Below are 15,424 nucleotides of genomic sequence, written 5' to 3'. Positions count from 1 at the left end.
CCGACGAGACTAGCCGCTGCGGTTCAGTCCCGGCATGGCTGCCGCCGGCTCATGCATCCAACCCCAGGAGCCGCGACCATCAACGGCAACAGCGCGATGATCGAGATGGCCCCGGCAATGTCGAACGTCGCGCCGGAACGAATCATCGAGGTGACGGGCACGGCACCGGAGCCGGAGCCGGCGAACGCGCTCACGCCATCATGGCGCAGGTCACTGTGCGACCCGGGGAGATTCGCGCATCGGAAAGCGCGCGGTAATCCCGTGCGCTCAGGCGCAGGGTTGGACCTCGGCAACGACCGGAGCGACCGGCGCGGACGGCGCGGCGATGACCCGCCGAAGCGAGTAGCGCGGTGCCGGCATGGTCGAGACCAGCACCAGCCGATGTCGGCGCGCCTCCCGCAGATGGGTCGACAAGGACGCGACCCCGATCAACGCCCAGACGAGGTTCGACGCGGCACTCGGCCAGGCGCCATACATCCCCGCGGCGGCGCCCGCCATGAGTCCACCCGTGATGTTGAGCGCGGCGTAGCGGCGTGACTTCCCGCCCAGCCAACCACGACTGACCGCCAGGTACGCGAACAACGTACCTGCCGCCCCGGCCCAACCAAGGGTTGCCGCAATCATCGAAAACCGCCTTCGTGCCAACCAAAACCAGCAGAAGTATCAACGTCGGATGCATTAAACACAATTGAATAGATGTGTATTGTCAGTGTAGTTTTCGTGAATGGATATCGATCCGCGCCGACTGCGCTATCTACTGGCGGTGGCCCGCGAGGGCGGCGTCCTCGCCGCGGCCGATGACTTGCAGATGACGCCGTCGGCGGTGTCGCAGCAGATCACCCGATTGGAACGCGAGACAGACCGCGTGCTGATCACCCGCACCACCAACGGTTCGGCGCTCACCCACGAGGGCCAGATCCTGGCCGAGGCCGCCCAGCAGATCGAACGCGCGCTGGCCGAGGCACAGCTGCAACTGGAGCGTGGCGAAGCCGAGATCCACGGCACCATGCGCCTCGGCGGATTTCAGAGCTTCCTGTCGGTCGTGATCGCGCCGATGCTGCCGGAGTGGCGCCATCAATTGCCCGGCATCCGTTTCGAGGTCGTCGAGGCAGACCAGGAGCCGCTGATGCGCGCGCTCAAGGATGGCGAATTGGACGCTGCCATAGTCGAACTGGATTCCGCGGATATCCCGCGGCGGCCGCCGGCCGGCATCGTCGAGGTACCCCTGCTCGACGAACCGTGGAAGCTGGCGGTGCCGGCAGGCACCCTGGCCACCGATGTCACCGAGCTGGGCCGCCTTCCGCTGCCATGGGTCGGCGTCGAACCATCGTCGGCGACGGCCAGGGCGGCCGCGCGGCTGAGCCGCTCCATCGGACTGGATCAGCCCATCGTGCATCGCTACTTCGGCACCCAGACCGCTTTGGCGCTGGTGGCCGCCGGCGAGGGCATGACGTTGATCCCGATGCTCGCGCTGCGCGGAATGCCGCAAGACGGCGTGGAGACGGTCGACGTGCCCGGCCTGGGGACCCGCCGCGTGGTGCTGCGCAGCTACGCACGCGGCAAGCACGCGAGCGCGGTGCTCGATGCAGTCCTCGCCCTCATCCACGAGGCGGTGTTGAACATCACCGCCGACGAGGCGGCGCAGACATCCTGATACCTCGGACCGGGTTTCGCTGTGTAGTTGTCAAGGTGCGCTTCAGCTTTGGGGCCTCGGGGCTTTGGGGCGTTGGGGTTATGCGGCGGTGGGTAGGTCGGTCATGGTGCGGCGGGTGTGGGAGCGCAGGTGTGCCGGCTCGCGTTCACCGGGTGTGTGGGGTGGGATGAACCAGGGGTGCCGGTCGCGGCCGAGGTAGACCTGCCAGCCACCGTGATGGATGAGACTGTGGTGCAGCCGGCACAGCAGCACCCCGTTGTCCACACTGGTTGTGCCCCCGGCACTCCAGGGTTGGATGTGGTGGGCATCGCACCACGACACCGGCCGCCCACACCCGGGATGGGCGCACCCACCGTCACGGACGGCCAGCGCTTTACGGATCGCGGGGGTGAACAACCGCTGGGCGCGCCCGACATCCAACGGCACCCCGGCGTGGTCGACGATCACCGACGTCAACGTCGCATCACAGCCGATCAGCTCCGCGGTCGCCGCGGAGACCGGTCCACCGAACCCCAACCGATCCACCACCTCCCCACTCGCCCCCGGGGCCACCGGTCGGATCAGGGTGACGTGCGGGAGCACCCCACCGGACATCGGACGCCTCGCCTGCGACAGGTAGGTGCGCAGCACCTGCCCCAACGCCTCCGCCCGCCGGGCATCAATGGACCGGGGGTCTGGGGATCCGTCGGGTAGCGGGACCGGTCGGCACAACGGATCCAACGCCGCACACAGCTCTTCCCCGGTCGTCACGTCCAGATCCAGGGTGGCCTCGTACCGGCCCTCAGCGTTCTGCACCAACGTCATCTCATTGAGCGCGGTGTCCTCGGCGACCGGCACCCCCCGCTGCTCGACCGGTGCAAGACTCGCGACACGGTCGATGGCGATCGCCCGGGCCTTGGCGGCCACCTCCGCCGGGGAGGTCTGCACCATCAACGCACGCACCACCGTCGCCCGATCCTCGTCGGACAACGGTGCTCGCGACTCCACGTGCGCGACACCTTTGCCCACGGCGTCGGCGAACTCGATACCGATCCCACCCAACCGCTGCGCGATCGTCAACGCTGGCAACGACGATGCGGCGCGCCCCACCCGTACCGCCCGGGCCGCCGCACCCGGGGCCATGCCCAACAACTTGAGCAGATCAGCCCCGGTGCGTAGGTGCCGCCTCTCCGGCACACCGGCCCGCTCGGCCGCCGCCACCGCCGCGGCGATCACAAAGTCCAACAGATTCCGGGCCGACACCGCCGCAGCCAACACACCCCACAACGCCTCGTCATCGACCACCGGGCGCGGACAATCCACCAACCGACCCAAGCCCGGCCCGACATCACCCTCCGGTGGCACCGGAACAAGATCGTCGATCAGAGCGTCGACAAACGAATCGAGGTAGGTGGCGTCCATGCCGATACCCAGGCTTTCGAGGATTCTGATGGGGCAGGCAAGTTCATCGAAGACTTTGGCAATTGGCTCTGGCGGTCCATCTCGGGACCGTCGAACCCCTCGGCGACAACAGTCGCGGTGCAGGTCCCCCGTGCTGATCGGACCCTGGATGCTTTTACATTCGAACTTATGTTCGATAGTACGCCCGATATGGTTTCTGCGCAAGTGTTATCCCTCGGGACGTCGGTGACGGTTCGGGCGGTCTTGGTGGTGACACTTCGGCCTCGCGGGTGGGCGTCGACGTTTTGCGCCGAGCGCGGCATCTCTCGAAAGTCGTTCTATGAGTTGGGTAAACGCGCTACGCACGATGGGCCGACGGCGTCGCGGCATAAGTAATTCTTAACTGAAGTAAGAATCATTAGTTGTACTGGATAGCCGCCGAGGCTTAGCGTCGAGACCATGGCATCACCGCTGTTCATCGGCTTCCTGACCACCATGGCGCTCATCGCTGCCATCGGCGCGCAGAATGCGTTCGTACTGCGTCAGGGCATCCGCGGCGAGCACGTCGTGCCGGTCATCGCGCTGTGCACCGTCTCGGACCTGATCCTGATCGCCGCGGGGATCGCCGGCATCGGCGCGGTCATCACCGCACACCCCACCGCCGTCACCGTCGTCAAACTCAGCGGTGCCGCCTTCCTCATCGGCTACGGCCTGCTGGCCGCGCGTCGGGCGCTGCGGCCTGCCGGGCTGGCGCCGACCGAACAGACCCCGACGCGGCTCGTCGAGGTGCTGCTCACCGCGGCGGCACTGACGTGGCTCAACCCGCATGTCTATCTCGACACCGTCGTGCTGCTCGGATCGCTGGCCAATGAGCACCACGAGCAGCGCTGGCTTTTCGGCGCGGGTGCCGTCGCCGCGAGCGCGCTGTGGTTCACGAGTCTGGGACTTGGCGCCCGTAAGCTGGCCGGACTCTTCGCCAATCCGGTGACCTGGCGCGCACTCGATATCGTGATCGCGGTGGTCATGATCGGCCTCGGGACATGGATGGCGCTGTCCTGAACAACTATTCGTCGCCGATGACCTGTCAGGCGATACAGCGGAAACCGATATGGGTGGTCGCACTGTCCTGGGACTGAGCGGAACGCGCGGCCGGGCGGTAACGGTGGCAATACTCCGGCGCGCACAGGTGCGAACCACCCTTGAGCGCATGACTGACAGCCGGGTCACCGGACGGTGGCGGCGGGCAGCAACCGTTGTCGATGCCACCGTCGATGCGGTGATGGCGGCCGAAACGCGTCGTGGTCCACTCCCAAACGTTGCCGATCATGTCGACGAGGCCGAAATCATTGGGCGGGAATGTGCCCACCGGAGAGGTTCCCGACCAGCCCAGCGCACCGTCGTTGCGATACGGGAATTGCCCCTGCCAGGTGTTGGCCATCAGCCGACCCTCCGGGCGTACCTGCTCACCCCAGGCATAGGCGGTGGTGGACCCGGCCCGCGCCGCATACTCCCACTGAGCTTCGCTGGGTAGCCGTCGGCCCGCCCAGGTGGCGTAGGCGAAAGCATCGGGGTAGGCAACCTGCACCACGGGGTGGTCCGGGCGGTCATCGTGGGACGAGTCACCGCCGAACGGCCGCCGCCAGCACGCCCCGGGTTCCCAGACCCACCACTGCCGCCAATCCGCGAGGTTCACCGGTCCGGGCGTCGACCGGAAGACGAGGGCACCGGGCACCAGGTCGGCCGCCGGGACGCCCGGGAAGTCGGCCGGATCCAATGGCCGTTCGGCAACCGTGAGATACCCGGTGTCGGAGACGAATTCGGCGAACTGCGCATTGGTCACCGGATGGCGTTCGATCTGGAACGGCTCGACGGTCACGGTGTGGACCGGGGCCTCCTCGGGGTAGAAAGCCGTCGACCCCATTCGGTAGGTGCCACCCGGAAGGGAGACCAATTCGGTCAGCATTGTGTCAGGGTAATCAGCGACGTGCCGCGGGCGCCATCAATCCTGTTTCTGCACAGCACCTTCGGTACCACGTGGCGCCGTCAGGAGCCCCGCCCGGTATGACGGCGGGTGGCGAGACCGGTGGAGATGGTGCAGGGTTGTGTCACGACGCGGCCACGCGCGAATGGCTCGGCACCGGTCGTGACGGAACTCGCAGAATAGACACGGCCGTCAACGGGTACTCCCTGCTCCGGAGCCATGCGCACGCTCGTCAGCGAAGCCGAGCAGCGAGATGTGTCCGACAGAGTTCGACAGAGAAGGAACCACATGCCGGAAACGCTCGATCCGACACCGTCCACGCCGACACAGGAGGTGTGGCCCGGGAAGGCCTATCCGCTCGGGGCGTCATACGACGGCTCCGGGACCAACTTCGCCCTGTTCAGCGAGGTGGCCGAGAAGGTCGAGCTCTGCCTGTTCGACGCCGACGGGAACGAGACCCGCTACCGGCTGCCCGAGGTCGACGGGTTCATCTGGCACGGTTTTCTACCGACCATCGAGCCTGGTCAGCGCTACGGCTATCGGGTACACGGACCGCACGACCCGGACAACGGACACCGCTGCAACCCGAACAAGCTGCTGCTCGACCCCTACGCCAAGGCCATCGACGGCACCTTCCAGTGGGACCAGTCGCTGTTCGGGTACAACTTCGGTGAACCCGACAGCCGCAACGACGAGGACTCGGCCGCCAGCATGCCCAAGTCGGTGGTCATCAACCCGTACTTCGACTGGGGCGTGGACCGCCCACCGCAGCGCGAGTACGCCGACAGCTTCATCTACGAAGCCCACGTCAAAGGATTGACCCAGACACATCCGGACATCCCCGACGCCATTCGTGGCACCTACGCCGCGATCGGGCATCCGGCGATCATCGCCCACCTGCAGTCGCTCGGTGTGACCGCGATCGAGCTGATGCCAGTGCACCATTTCGCCAATGACTCCACGCTGATCGACAAGGGCCTGTCCAACTACTGGGGTTACAACACGATCGGCTTCTTCGCCCCCGACGCCAAGTACTCCTCAAGCTCGACCCCCGGTGGTCAGGTGCAGGAGTTCAAGGCGATGGTGCGCACTCTGCACGAGGCCGGTATCGAGGTGATCCTCGACGTGGTCTACAACCACACCGCCGAGGGCAACCACATGGGCCCGACCCTGTCGATGCGCGGTATCGACAACTGCGCCTATTACCGGCTCGTCGACGATGACAAGCGCTACTACATGGACTACACCGGCACCGGAAACAGCCTCAATGTCGGCCATCCGCACTCCCTGCAGTTGATCATGGACTCGCTGCGTTACTGGGTGACCGAGATGCACATCGACGGGTTCCGGTTCGACCTGGCCTCGACGCTGGCCCGTGAGTTCTACGACGTGGACAAGCTGTCGACCTTCTTCGAGTTGGTTCAGCAGGATCCCACGGTCAGCCAGGTCAAACTGATCGCCGAGCCCTGGGATGTGGGACCGGGCGGTTACCAGGTGGGCAACTTCCCCCCGCAGTGGACGGAATGGAACGGCAAGTACCGCGACACGGTGCGCGACTTCTGGCGCGGTGAGGCGGGCAGTCTCGGCGAGTTCGCGTCCCGACTCACCGGCTCGGCGGATCTGTACGAGCACACCGCGCGCCGACCGGTCGCGTCGATCAACTTCGTGATCGCCCACGACGGATTCACGCTGCGCGACCTGGTGTCCTACAACGACAAGCACAACGAGGCCAACGGCGAGGACAACAACGATGGCGAGAGCCACAACAGGTCCTGGAACTGCGGAGTCGAAGGCCCCACCGATGACCCCGAGATCCTGGCGCTGCGCGCACAGCAGGAACGCAACTTCCTGACCACCCTGCTGCTGTCACAGGGGGTGCCGATGATCTGCCACGGCGACGAACTCGGCCGCACCCAGGGTGGCAACAACAACGGGTATTGCCAGGACAACGAGATCACGTGGGTGAACTGGTCCGATGCCGATCAGGGCCTCCTGGACTTCACCGCGAAACTGGCGCAGCTACGCGCGGAACACCCGGTGTTCCGCCGCCGGAGGTTCTTCAACGGGCGTCCGGTCCGTCGGCGCGGATCCGAGTCGGTTCCGGACATCTCCTGGTTCCGTCCCGACGGGTCGGAGATGAGCGACGAGGACTGGGACACCGGCTTCGGCAAGTCCATCGCGATCTTCCTCAACGGGAACGGCATACCCGACCTGGATGTTCGTGGCCAGCGGGTGACCGATGATTCGTTCGTGGTGTGCTTCAACGGACATCACGAGCCGATCGAGTTCACGCTTCCGCCGTCCGAGTTCGGGCAGGCCTGGGTGCCGGTGGTGGACACCACGGTCATGACCGACGTTGCCGAGGAGGCGGTATCCGCCGGTGCGGCGCGCAAGGTCGGCGCGCGGTCGGTGACGGTATTCCAACAGGTGACCGGCTGATTCCGGGCGCGTCCTATGCTGAGCGATCATGGGGGCGCGCGTGCGGAACAACATCACCGAGCTCGGCCGTGCCGATGCACCGGTACTGCTGCTCTCGCACGGGTTCGGATGTGACCAGAACCTGTGGCGACCGGTCGTGGACAGTTTGCGTTCGCGGTTTCGGATAGTCCTGTTCGATCACGTCGGTGCCGGAGCCTCTGACCCCGCGGCCTGGGATGCCGACCGGTACGCGCAGTTGTCCGGCTACGCCGACGATGTGCTCGACATCGTCGAGGAACTCGACCTGACCGAGGTGATCTTCGTCGGACATTCGGTGGCGGCCATGATCGGGGCGCTGGCGATCATCGATCGGCCCGATCGCTTCGCCAGGCTCGTCATGGTGACACCGTCTCCGCGCTATATCGACGACGGCGACTATCGGGGCGGCTTCTCCCCCGATGACATCGACGAACTGCTGGAATCGATGGACGCGAACTACCTGGGCTGGTCCCATTCGATGGCACCGGTCATCATGGGCAACCCCGACCGCCCGGATCTGCACCACCAACTGGAGGCGGCCTTCTGCCGAACGGACCCGGACCGGGCCCGGGTGTTCGCGCGGGCGACCTTCCTCTCCGACAATCGCTCCGACCTGGCGAAGATCCCGGTGCCGACGCTGGTGATCGAGTGCTCGCAGGATGTCATCGCGCCGCGCGAGGTGGGTGAGTACGTGCATCGGCACGTGCCGGACAGCACGCTGGTCACCCTCGACGCGATCGGTCACTGCCCGCATGTGAGCGCTCCCGAGGCCACCGCGGCCGCCATAGCGGACTTCGCCATCCGGACATGACCGAGCCGGACCGCGCGGACTTCTGGGACGATTCGCCATCCGGACATGTGCTGCTGACGTCGGAGGGCCGCATCGTCGCGGCCAATGCCACCTTCGCCGCCTGGTTGGGTTATCCGCGGGAATCGCTCCGCGATCGGTTCTTCGCCGAACTGCTCACGGTGGGTGGCCGGATCCACTACGAAACGCACTTCGTTCCGATGCTGCGGATGACGGGAGCCCTGGACGGGGTGACGGTCGATCTGCGCGCGGCCGACGACTCCCGGCTGCCGATGTTCCTGACCGCGAACGTCAAACCCGCCTCCGGCGCCAATCCCGAGCTGTGGCGCGTCACCGCCGTCGACGCCGGCGACCGACGCGCCTACGAGCGCGAGCTGCTGGAGCAACGGCGCCGCGCCGAAGCGGAACGTGAACGGGCGCGTTCGTTCGCCGACACCCTTCGCCGCTCGTTACGCCCACCGCTGTTGTCGCCACCTCCGGGGCTCGACGCCGCCGACCACTTCCATGCCGCGGCCGACGAAGACGTCGGTGGCGATTTCTACGACCTGTTTCCGCTGTCCACCGACACCTGGGGGTTCTTCCTCGGCGACGTGTCCGGCAAGGGCGTCGACGCCGCCGTCATCACCGGATTGACCCGGTATGTGCTGCGTTCGGCTGCGGTGTTCGACGCGGATCCCCTGCACGTTCTGCAGAACCTCAACAGCGTGCTCCGGCAGCGGCTCGAGGTGGCCGCGCACCGGATGTGCACGGTGGTCTACGGAAACCTGACTCGGCGTGGGTCCGGCTTCGATGTCGAGCTCGCCAGTGCCGGCCACCCGCCTCCGCTGCTACTGGGCGCGGACGGACAGGCGTACTACGTCGACACCGTCGGTGGCCAGGCTGTCGGATTGATCGAGAATCCGCACTTTCTCGGCGTGAGAATGCATCTCGGGCCGGGGGACACCCTGGTCCTCTACACCGACGGGCTGCCGGACGCACGCGTCGGACCCGGGCCCGAACGCTTCGACGACGACGGTAAGGCCCTGCTCCGTTTCGCCGCCACGCACTCACCCACCCGTCCCACCGGGATCGTCGACGCCATCCGCGCTCTGCTGGCCGAACTGGGGTCCGGGGTCGATGACGATGTCGCGGTGTTGGCGCTGGGTGTGCCCGGCCCGCCGGCGCGACCCGAATCAGCTGGCGGCGGTACGTAACCGGGTCGCCAGCAGACCGTGCCGAGGTCCGAACAGGTAGGCCATGGCGAAGGCGACGCCGTTGACGAGCACCACCATGGGCCCAGAGGCCGTGTCGAGGTAATAACTGGCGTACAGCCCGACCAGCGCACTGACGGAGGCGACGGCCGGCGCGATGACCAACATCCGACCGAAACGATCGGTCAACAAGTACGCGGTCGCACCCGGAGTGATGAGCAGGGCCACCACCAACACGACACCGACCGCCTGCAGTGCAACGACCGACGTCAACGCCAGCAACCCCAATAGCGCCGCGCTGAGCACCCTCGGGCTGATCCCGACCGCGTGGGCGTGACTCGGGTCGAAGGCGTACAGCGTGAAGTCGCGGCGCTTGATCACCAGCACTGCGAGCACGATCGCGCCCAGTACCGCGACCTGCAGGAGATCGGAACGGGAAACCCCCAGCAGGTTGCCGAAGATGATGTGGTTCAAGTCGATCTGGCTCGGGGTGATCGAGATGAGGACCAATCCCAACGCGAACAGCGTCGTGAACACCACCCCGATGGCGGCATCTTCCTTGGTGCGACTGGTATCTCGGACCACACCGATGAGTGCCACCGCGGCGAACCCGAAGACTATGGCGCCGAGGGCGAATGGGGCTCCGACGATGTAGGCGAGCACCACCCCTGGCAATACCGCGTGTGAGACGGCGTCCCCCATCAGCGACCAGCCGATCAACACCAGCCAGCACGAGAGGGTGGCGCAGACGACCGAGGCGATCAGCGTCGTCGCGATGGCACGCACCATGAACTCCAGCTGCAGCGGCTCGGCGAGAAAGTCCAGGATGCTCATCGGTCATCCGCATCGTTCGCGCCGAGCCCGAAGGCACGTGCCAGATTCTGTGGCTGCAGCACCACGTCGGGACGATCATGCAGGAGCACGGTGTTCATCAGCAGCACGGCCTCGTCGGCGAGATCGGGCAGTGCCCGCAGATCGTGGGTGGACACCAGGATGGTCACGCCGCCGTCGGCCAGGCCGCGCAGCAGGGCGCTGATGGTCGCTTCGCTGCGGGTATCCACGCCCGCGAAAGGTTCGTCGAGCAAGAGCAATTCGGCCTCCTGCGCAATACACCGCGCCAGGAAGGCCCGTTTGCGTTGGCCGCCGGAGAGCTGCCCGATCTGGCGATGGCGATACTCGCCGAGTTCGACGCGTTCCAATGCCTGTTCGACCGCCCGTTTGTCGGCGGCGCGCGCTCGCCTTGTCGGCCCCATCCGCCCGTACCGACCGGTCATGACGACATCGTGAACCGATAGCGGGAAGGCCCAGTCGATGGCCTCGCTCTGCGGCATGTAACCGACCGTGCCCGTCTTGCGGGCGCGCGCCGGATCCCGCCCGAAGATCCGGACCGCGCCGCTGTCCGGACGCGCCAAGCCCATGATCGCCTTGAACAGCGTGGACTTACCCGATCCGTTCATCCCGACCAGACCGCATACGCGCCCCGGTTCGATGGTCACCGTCGCATCCCTGAGGGCCAGGACGGTGCCGTAACGCACCGTGATCGAATCCACCTCAAGCGCAGCGGCCATCACGAGACCCGTTTGGCGGTAAGCGCATTCGCGATGGTGTCGGCATCGTGCCGGATCAGATCGAGATAGGTGGGGACCGGTCCGTCGGCCGCCGAGAGTGAGTCGACGTAGAGCACGCCGCCGAAGGCCGTACCGGTGGCCTCCACGACCCGCTGCATGGCGGCGTCGGACACCGTCGACTCGCAGAACACCGCGGGCACATTGTTGGTCCTGACGAAGTCGATGGCCGAGGCGATCTGTTGCGGAGTGGCCTGCTGTTCGGCGTTGACCGCCCAGATGTACTTCTCCGTGAGGCCGGCGTCGCGGGCCAGATAGGAGAAGGCACCCTCGCATGTCACCAGCGCGCGCTCCCCGGCGGGCAGTGACTCGAGTTCGGTGACCAGTTCGTCATGCACCTGCTGGAGTTGCCCGCGGTAGGCGGCAGCGTTGGCCCGGTAGTCCTCGGCGTGCGCGGGATCGAGTGCGGCGAAGGCTTCCGCCATGTTGTCGGCGTACGTCTGGACGTTCAGCGGCGACATCCACGCATGCGGATTCGGCATTCCCGCATACGCGTCATCGGCGATGTCGACCGGCGCCACCCCGTCGCTGACCACCACATGCGGGACGTCGAGACCGTCGACGAACTTGGCGAACCACGCCTCCAGATTCAGGCCGTTGTCCAGGATCAGATCGGCCCTCGCCGCCTTCTTGATGTCACCGGGCGTCGGTTCATAGCCGTGGATCTCCGCGCCGGGTTTGGTGATCGACTCGACCGTGAGGTGCTCGCCGGCCACATTGGCAGCGATATCGGCCAGCACCGTGAAGGTGGTGAGCACGGTCGGCCGATCCCCTGACCGGGAGTCCGTGCCGACCTCGCAGCCCGCAGCAACGAGCACGACGATCGCGCCCGCCACGCAGCGGGTGGCCCACGACCGAACCAGCACCATTTCGCTCACCCCACTCAAAAATTTCGGTTGGCCGAAACCTTAATGTGGAGGTGTCGCATCAGCAAGACGCCAGCTGAGCTGCGCGCGTTTGGCGACACGCATTTCCGGCTACCGCTGCACAATGACCAACACACCCACCGACGGCATCATCGACGACGCGGCACCCGGCGACATCGTCGCCCTGCAGGATCGCGCCGGCGAGTACAAGGTGGTCCACAAGGAAGATCGTGAAGACGGCTACCTGGTGACGTTCGAGGCCGACGACGGCGAGACCTTCCAGCTCGAAGTGGCCGCCGGCACACCCGTTCGTCGTGAGCTGGAATCCAAATGGGAGTCCGCCCAGAGCCCGACCGCACACTCGTGAGCCGGCCGATGCGCACCGTGGAATATGCCCCGGGCAGGTCGGCTGACATGTACGGGCCCGCGGGCGGGACCACCGCGTTGTTCTGGCATGGCACCCAGACCGATTCTCGTAGGGCCGTCCGACCGCTGGCCGAGGTTCTCGCCCAGCGCGGTCTGACCGTCATCGCCCCCGACTGGGATTCCCACGCCCCCGATGCGGGACGGTCCGATCTGCTCGCATCGGCGCGGTTCGCTGCGCAACAGGCAGCGGGAAGCGCCCTGACAGCGATCGGCTGGTCGCTGGGCGGTGTCGCCGCCGCCGGCCTCACGTTGCGGGCCCCGGAACTCGATATCGCTGTGGCGCACACCGTATGCCTCGGTGGCGCGTTCTGGGCCGATGACCCGATCTCGGGCGGCGTGGTGCAGTCCGGCGCACCGGCGGGCGCGACACCGACGCCGTTCACCCTGCTGACCGGAGATGCCGATGACGTGGTGCCGGCGTCTGCCTCCATCGAATTCGCGGCGGAACTGCGGGTAATCGGCTGGCCCGCCGAGGTGATCGAGGTGACTGCCGATCACGGGTCGATCGCCGGCGCGCGCTACCTTGCCGACGACGACCGATACGAGGCCGACGACGGCCCCCAGACCCGCGCCGTCGTCGGAACGGTCGCCGAGATCATCATGAGCCGGGTCACTGCGTAAGCGGCCGCCGGTACGTCAGTGCACCGGTGTACCGCCGGCCGGGCTCGGTTGCGCAGCGGTGAAGAAGGCTCCCACCACCGCGACCGCACCGATGATGGCCGCCGCCACGAACGCCGCATGTACCCCCGCCATGTCCGGGGCGCCACCCGCGGTGGACGCCTTGGCCATGACCGTCACGAACAGGGCGGTACCGGCAGCGCCCGCGACCTGCTGCAGGGTGGTCATGATGGCGCTGCCATGCGAGTAGAGCCGGTCCGGTAGCACGCCGAGCGCATCCGTCATCAACGGTGTGAACATCATGGCGAGACCGACCATCATGATCGTCTGCAACACAACGAGTACCCAGATCGGAGTGGCGGCCGACATCAGGGCGAAGCCACACAGTGCCAGGAACAACATGATCGAGCCCGGTACCACCAGCCTGCGCGCCCCATGGCGGTCGTACACCCGCCCGACCAGCGGACCCGCCATCCCCATCAACAAACCGCCGGGCAGGCTGGTCAGCCCTGCGATCAGGGCACTGCGGCCCAACACATCCTGGACGTACAGCGGGATCATGATGATGGCGCCGAACAGGCCCATGAAGCCGATGACCACCAGACCCACCGATACCGCGAACCGCCGGTACGTGAAAGGTGTCAGGTCCAGGAATGCACGCTGCACGCGTTGCAACTGCAGCTGGCGCGCGCCGAAGGCGAGCATGGCGACCGTTCCCACCACCAACGGAATCCACGCGGGCACGCCCTGGCCACCGTGGCCGCCGTGGCCGCCGAGTTCGGAGAGTCCGAAGACCAAGCCTGCGAACGCGATAGCCGACAGCGGTACCGATATGGCGTCGATCGGGGTGTGCTGTTCACGATCATCGGCGACGCGTAACCAGGTCAGACCCGCCGCGAACGCCAGCAGGGCGATGGGGAGCACGATCCAGAACGTCCACCGCCAGTTCAGCGATCCGAGGATGATGCCGGACAGTGTCGGCCCGACCGCCGGGGCGACCGCGATCACGATCGAGATGGTGCCCATCGTCTGCCCGCGGCGCTCGGCAGGGATCAGTTTCATGACCGTCGTCATCAACAGCGGCACCATCACGGCGGTGCCGCAGGCCTGGACGATACGACCGGCAAGCAGGGCCGGAAAACCCGGCGCCAGGGCCGCGATCAACGTGCCCCCGCTGAACAGTGACATCGCGCAGGTGAAGATCGTGCGCACCGAGAAGCGTTGCAGCAGCGACCCGGACATGGGGATGACCACCGCCATGGTCAGCAGGAAGCCACTGGTCAGCCATTGCGCGGTGCGTGCCGCGATGTCCAGGTCGACGATCAACACCGGCAACGCGACGCTCATGATCGTCTCGTTGAGGATCATGACGAATGCGGAGAACACCAGCAACGCGATGATCACCGCCGCACTCGGTGGGGCTTTCGGCAGCGCCTCGGTACGCACGATCGGCCCGGTACTCAATTCAAACTCCCTGGATTTCCGCACGCGCGACGTGGTGCGGCCTTCCAGGGTAGGCGCGCAGGCATCGGTCGGGAAATCGATTATTCGGTCCCCGAGGTGGCGAATCGATCTCGCTGAGTCGGCATGAGGGTCAAGCTATCCGGCCGGACACGCACAATGGGGTCGAAGCATCCATGAGAGGACATCACGGTATGGGCAAGGGACTCCGGCGAATGGCATCCTGCAGCGCGGTCATGCTGCTCGGCATGATGGCCACCCCACCGGCATCGGCGCAACCGACCCAATCGCAGCTGATCACGGTGCAGGCGCCCAGCGCCGACTCCTCGGTCGGGACGCTCACCGCCTACGAGATGGTCGGCCACGACTGGCAGCAGGTGATCGGACCGATTCCGGCCGATCTCGGCGAACTGGGCGTGGGCGAGCCGCAGGACGATGTGTTCCGCACCCCGCTGGGTACCTTCCCGCTCGGGATGGCGTTCGGGCGCGAACCCGATCCGGGGACGGCGTTGCCCTACACCCGGGTCGATGACCAGGACTGGTGGGACGAGGACGTCGACTCCCCCACCTACAACACCCTCGTGCGCTCATCGGCCATGCCATCCGAGGATGCGGAGAACCTGGGCTCCTCGGGCTCGATATACGACTACGCCGTACTGATCGACCACAATCCCGCCCGCATTCCCGGCCGCTCGGCCGGCATTTTTCTGCACGTGACCGACGGTGAGCCCACCTGGGGCTGTATCGCCGTCGACCGTGACGATATGCGGGCGCTGCTGCAGTGGCTCGACCCGGCGGCCTCGCCGCGGATCACCATCGGCATCGGCGACCAGGCGCAGCCCGGCCGATGACCACCGTTGCGCCGTCAGCGCAGCGACGCGTTTACGCGCCACCCCGCTCCGGGTAACCCGCGTTCAGCCGGAGGAGGTCAACAGACATGCGACAGGGAAAGCACGCG

General features: G+C 66.5%; 16 protein-coding genes. 8 read left to right on the top strand and 8 right to left on the bottom strand.

Annotation, left to right across the window (positions count from 1 at the left end):
- Nucleotides 1-23: 23 nt before the first annotated feature.
- The gene (locus FBY28_RS25790; RefSeq protein ID WP_160145494.1) at nucleotides 24-194 is read right to left on the bottom strand and encodes a hypothetical protein; all 171 of its coding nucleotides are present in this window, start codon (nucleotides 192-194) and stop codon (nucleotides 24-26) included.
- 73 nt (nucleotides 195-267) lie between these two features.
- On the bottom strand, nucleotides 268-624 hold the full coding sequence (locus FBY28_RS15425) for a CBU_0592 family membrane protein (RefSeq protein ID WP_141868155.1): 357 nt from the start codon (nucleotides 622-624) through the stop codon (nucleotides 268-270).
- 100 nt (nucleotides 625-724) lie between these two features.
- On the opposite strand from FBY28_RS15425, the gene FBY28_RS15420 reads away from it, so the two are divergent.
- Nucleotides 725-1,654: a LysR family transcriptional regulator gene (locus tag FBY28_RS15420; protein WP_141868152.1), complete on the top strand. Its 930-nt coding sequence runs from the start codon at nucleotides 725-727 to the stop codon at nucleotides 1,652-1,654.
- A gap of 78 nt (nucleotides 1,655-1,732) precedes the next feature.
- Here FBY28_RS15420 and FBY28_RS15415 read toward each other — a convergent pair whose 3' ends face one another.
- Nucleotides 1,733-3,055, bottom strand: a complete 1,323-nt coding sequence (locus tag FBY28_RS15415; RefSeq protein WP_141868150.1) for an HNH endonuclease signature motif containing protein — start codon at nucleotides 3,053-3,055, stop codon at nucleotides 1,733-1,735.
- A 438-nt stretch (nucleotides 3,056-3,493) separates the two neighbouring features.
- On the opposite strand from FBY28_RS15415, the gene lysE reads away from it, so the two are divergent.
- Nucleotides 3,494-4,093, top strand: a complete 600-nt coding sequence (gene lysE / locus FBY28_RS15405; RefSeq protein WP_141868146.1) for an L-lysine exporter — start codon at nucleotides 3,494-3,496, stop codon at nucleotides 4,091-4,093.
- Nucleotides 4,094-4,118: 25 nt separating this feature from the next.
- On the opposite strand, the gene FBY28_RS15400 is transcribed toward lysE, so the two are convergent.
- The gene (locus tag FBY28_RS15400) at nucleotides 4,119-4,997 is read right to left on the bottom strand and encodes a formylglycine-generating enzyme family protein (RefSeq protein ID WP_141868144.1); all 879 of its coding nucleotides are present in this window, start codon (nucleotides 4,995-4,997) and stop codon (nucleotides 4,119-4,121) included.
- 306 nt (nucleotides 4,998-5,303) lie between these two features.
- On the opposite strand from FBY28_RS15400, the gene glgX reads away from it, so the two are divergent.
- From glgX to FBY28_RS15385, 3 genes are read left to right on the top strand one after another with little or no spacing between them, the layout of a single operon-like run.
- Nucleotides 5,304-7,454 (top strand): glycogen debranching protein GlgX, encoded by a 2,151-nt coding sequence (glgX, locus tag FBY28_RS15395; RefSeq protein ID WP_141868142.1) that lies wholly within the window; start codon nucleotides 5,304-5,306, stop codon nucleotides 7,452-7,454.
- A gap of 28 nt (nucleotides 7,455-7,482) precedes the next feature.
- Nucleotides 7,483-8,283, top strand: coding sequence for an alpha/beta fold hydrolase (locus FBY28_RS15390; RefSeq protein WP_141868140.1), 801 nt, complete (start codon nucleotides 7,483-7,485; stop codon nucleotides 8,281-8,283).
- Nucleotides 8,280-9,473: a SpoIIE family protein phosphatase gene (locus FBY28_RS15385; RefSeq protein ID WP_141868138.1), complete on the top strand. Its 1,194-nt coding sequence runs from the start codon at nucleotides 8,280-8,282 to the stop codon at nucleotides 9,471-9,473. Before FBY28_RS15390 ends, FBY28_RS15385 begins: the two co-directional genes overlap by 4 nt.
- Here FBY28_RS15385 and FBY28_RS15380 read toward each other — a convergent pair.
- Genes FBY28_RS15380 through FBY28_RS15370 form a run of 3 tightly spaced genes read right to left on the bottom strand, consistent with a single transcriptional unit; the run spans nucleotide 9,453 to nucleotide 11,964 of the window.
- On the bottom strand, nucleotides 9,453-10,304 hold the full coding sequence (locus FBY28_RS15380) for a metal ABC transporter permease (RefSeq protein ID WP_141868136.1): 852 nt from the start codon (nucleotides 10,302-10,304) through the stop codon (nucleotides 9,453-9,455). The genes FBY28_RS15385 and FBY28_RS15380 overlap by 21 nt on opposite strands.
- Nucleotides 10,301-11,038 (bottom strand): metal ABC transporter ATP-binding protein, encoded by a 738-nt coding sequence (locus FBY28_RS15375; RefSeq protein WP_141868134.1) that lies wholly within the window; start codon nucleotides 11,036-11,038, stop codon nucleotides 10,301-10,303. The genes FBY28_RS15380 and FBY28_RS15375 overlap by 4 nt, the downstream gene beginning before the upstream one ends.
- Nucleotides 11,038-11,964 carry a metal ABC transporter substrate-binding protein gene (locus FBY28_RS15370; protein ID WP_141868132.1) on the bottom strand — a complete coding sequence of 309 codons (927 nt, stop codon included), beginning with the start codon at nucleotides 11,962-11,964 and terminating at the stop codon, nucleotides 11,038-11,040. The genes FBY28_RS15375 and FBY28_RS15370 overlap by 1 nt, the downstream gene beginning before the upstream one ends.
- Nucleotides 11,965-12,085: 121 nt before the next feature.
- On the opposite strand from FBY28_RS15370, the gene FBY28_RS15365 reads away from it, so the two are divergent.
- Nucleotides 12,086-12,328, top strand: a complete 243-nt coding sequence (locus FBY28_RS15365) for a hypothetical protein (protein ID WP_141868130.1) — start codon at nucleotides 12,086-12,088, stop codon at nucleotides 12,326-12,328.
- Nucleotides 12,329-12,336: 8 nt separating this feature from the next.
- A complete protein-coding gene (locus FBY28_RS15360; RefSeq protein WP_141868128.1) occupies nucleotides 12,337-13,008 on the top strand; it encodes an alpha/beta hydrolase family protein in 672 nt (223 codons plus the stop codon).
- 15 nt (nucleotides 13,009-13,023) lie between these two features.
- Here the strand turns inward: FBY28_RS15360 and FBY28_RS15355 are convergent, their stop codons facing one another.
- On the bottom strand, nucleotides 13,024-14,469 hold the full coding sequence (locus FBY28_RS15355) for a DHA2 family efflux MFS transporter permease subunit (RefSeq protein ID WP_286178105.1): 1,446 nt from the start codon (nucleotides 14,467-14,469) through the stop codon (nucleotides 13,024-13,026).
- Nucleotides 14,470-14,681: 212 nt separating this feature from the next.
- Here FBY28_RS15355 and FBY28_RS15350 point away from each other — a divergent pair, with 212 nt between their 5' ends.
- Nucleotides 14,682-15,317 (top strand): L,D-transpeptidase family protein, encoded by a 636-nt coding sequence (locus FBY28_RS15350; protein WP_216847721.1) that lies wholly within the window; start codon nucleotides 14,682-14,684, stop codon nucleotides 15,315-15,317.
- Nucleotides 15,318-15,424: the final 107 nt, after the last annotated feature.

The sequence above is a fragment of the Arthrobacter sp. SLBN-53 genome (genome assembly GCF_006715585.1).
GTDB classification, from domain to species: Bacteria; Actinomycetota; Actinomycetes; order Mycobacteriales; family Mycobacteriaceae; genus Mycobacterium; species Mycobacterium neoaurum_A.
The sequence above is the reverse complement of the archived record's forward strand: the minus strand, read 5'-3'. Positions and strand labels throughout refer to the sequence as shown.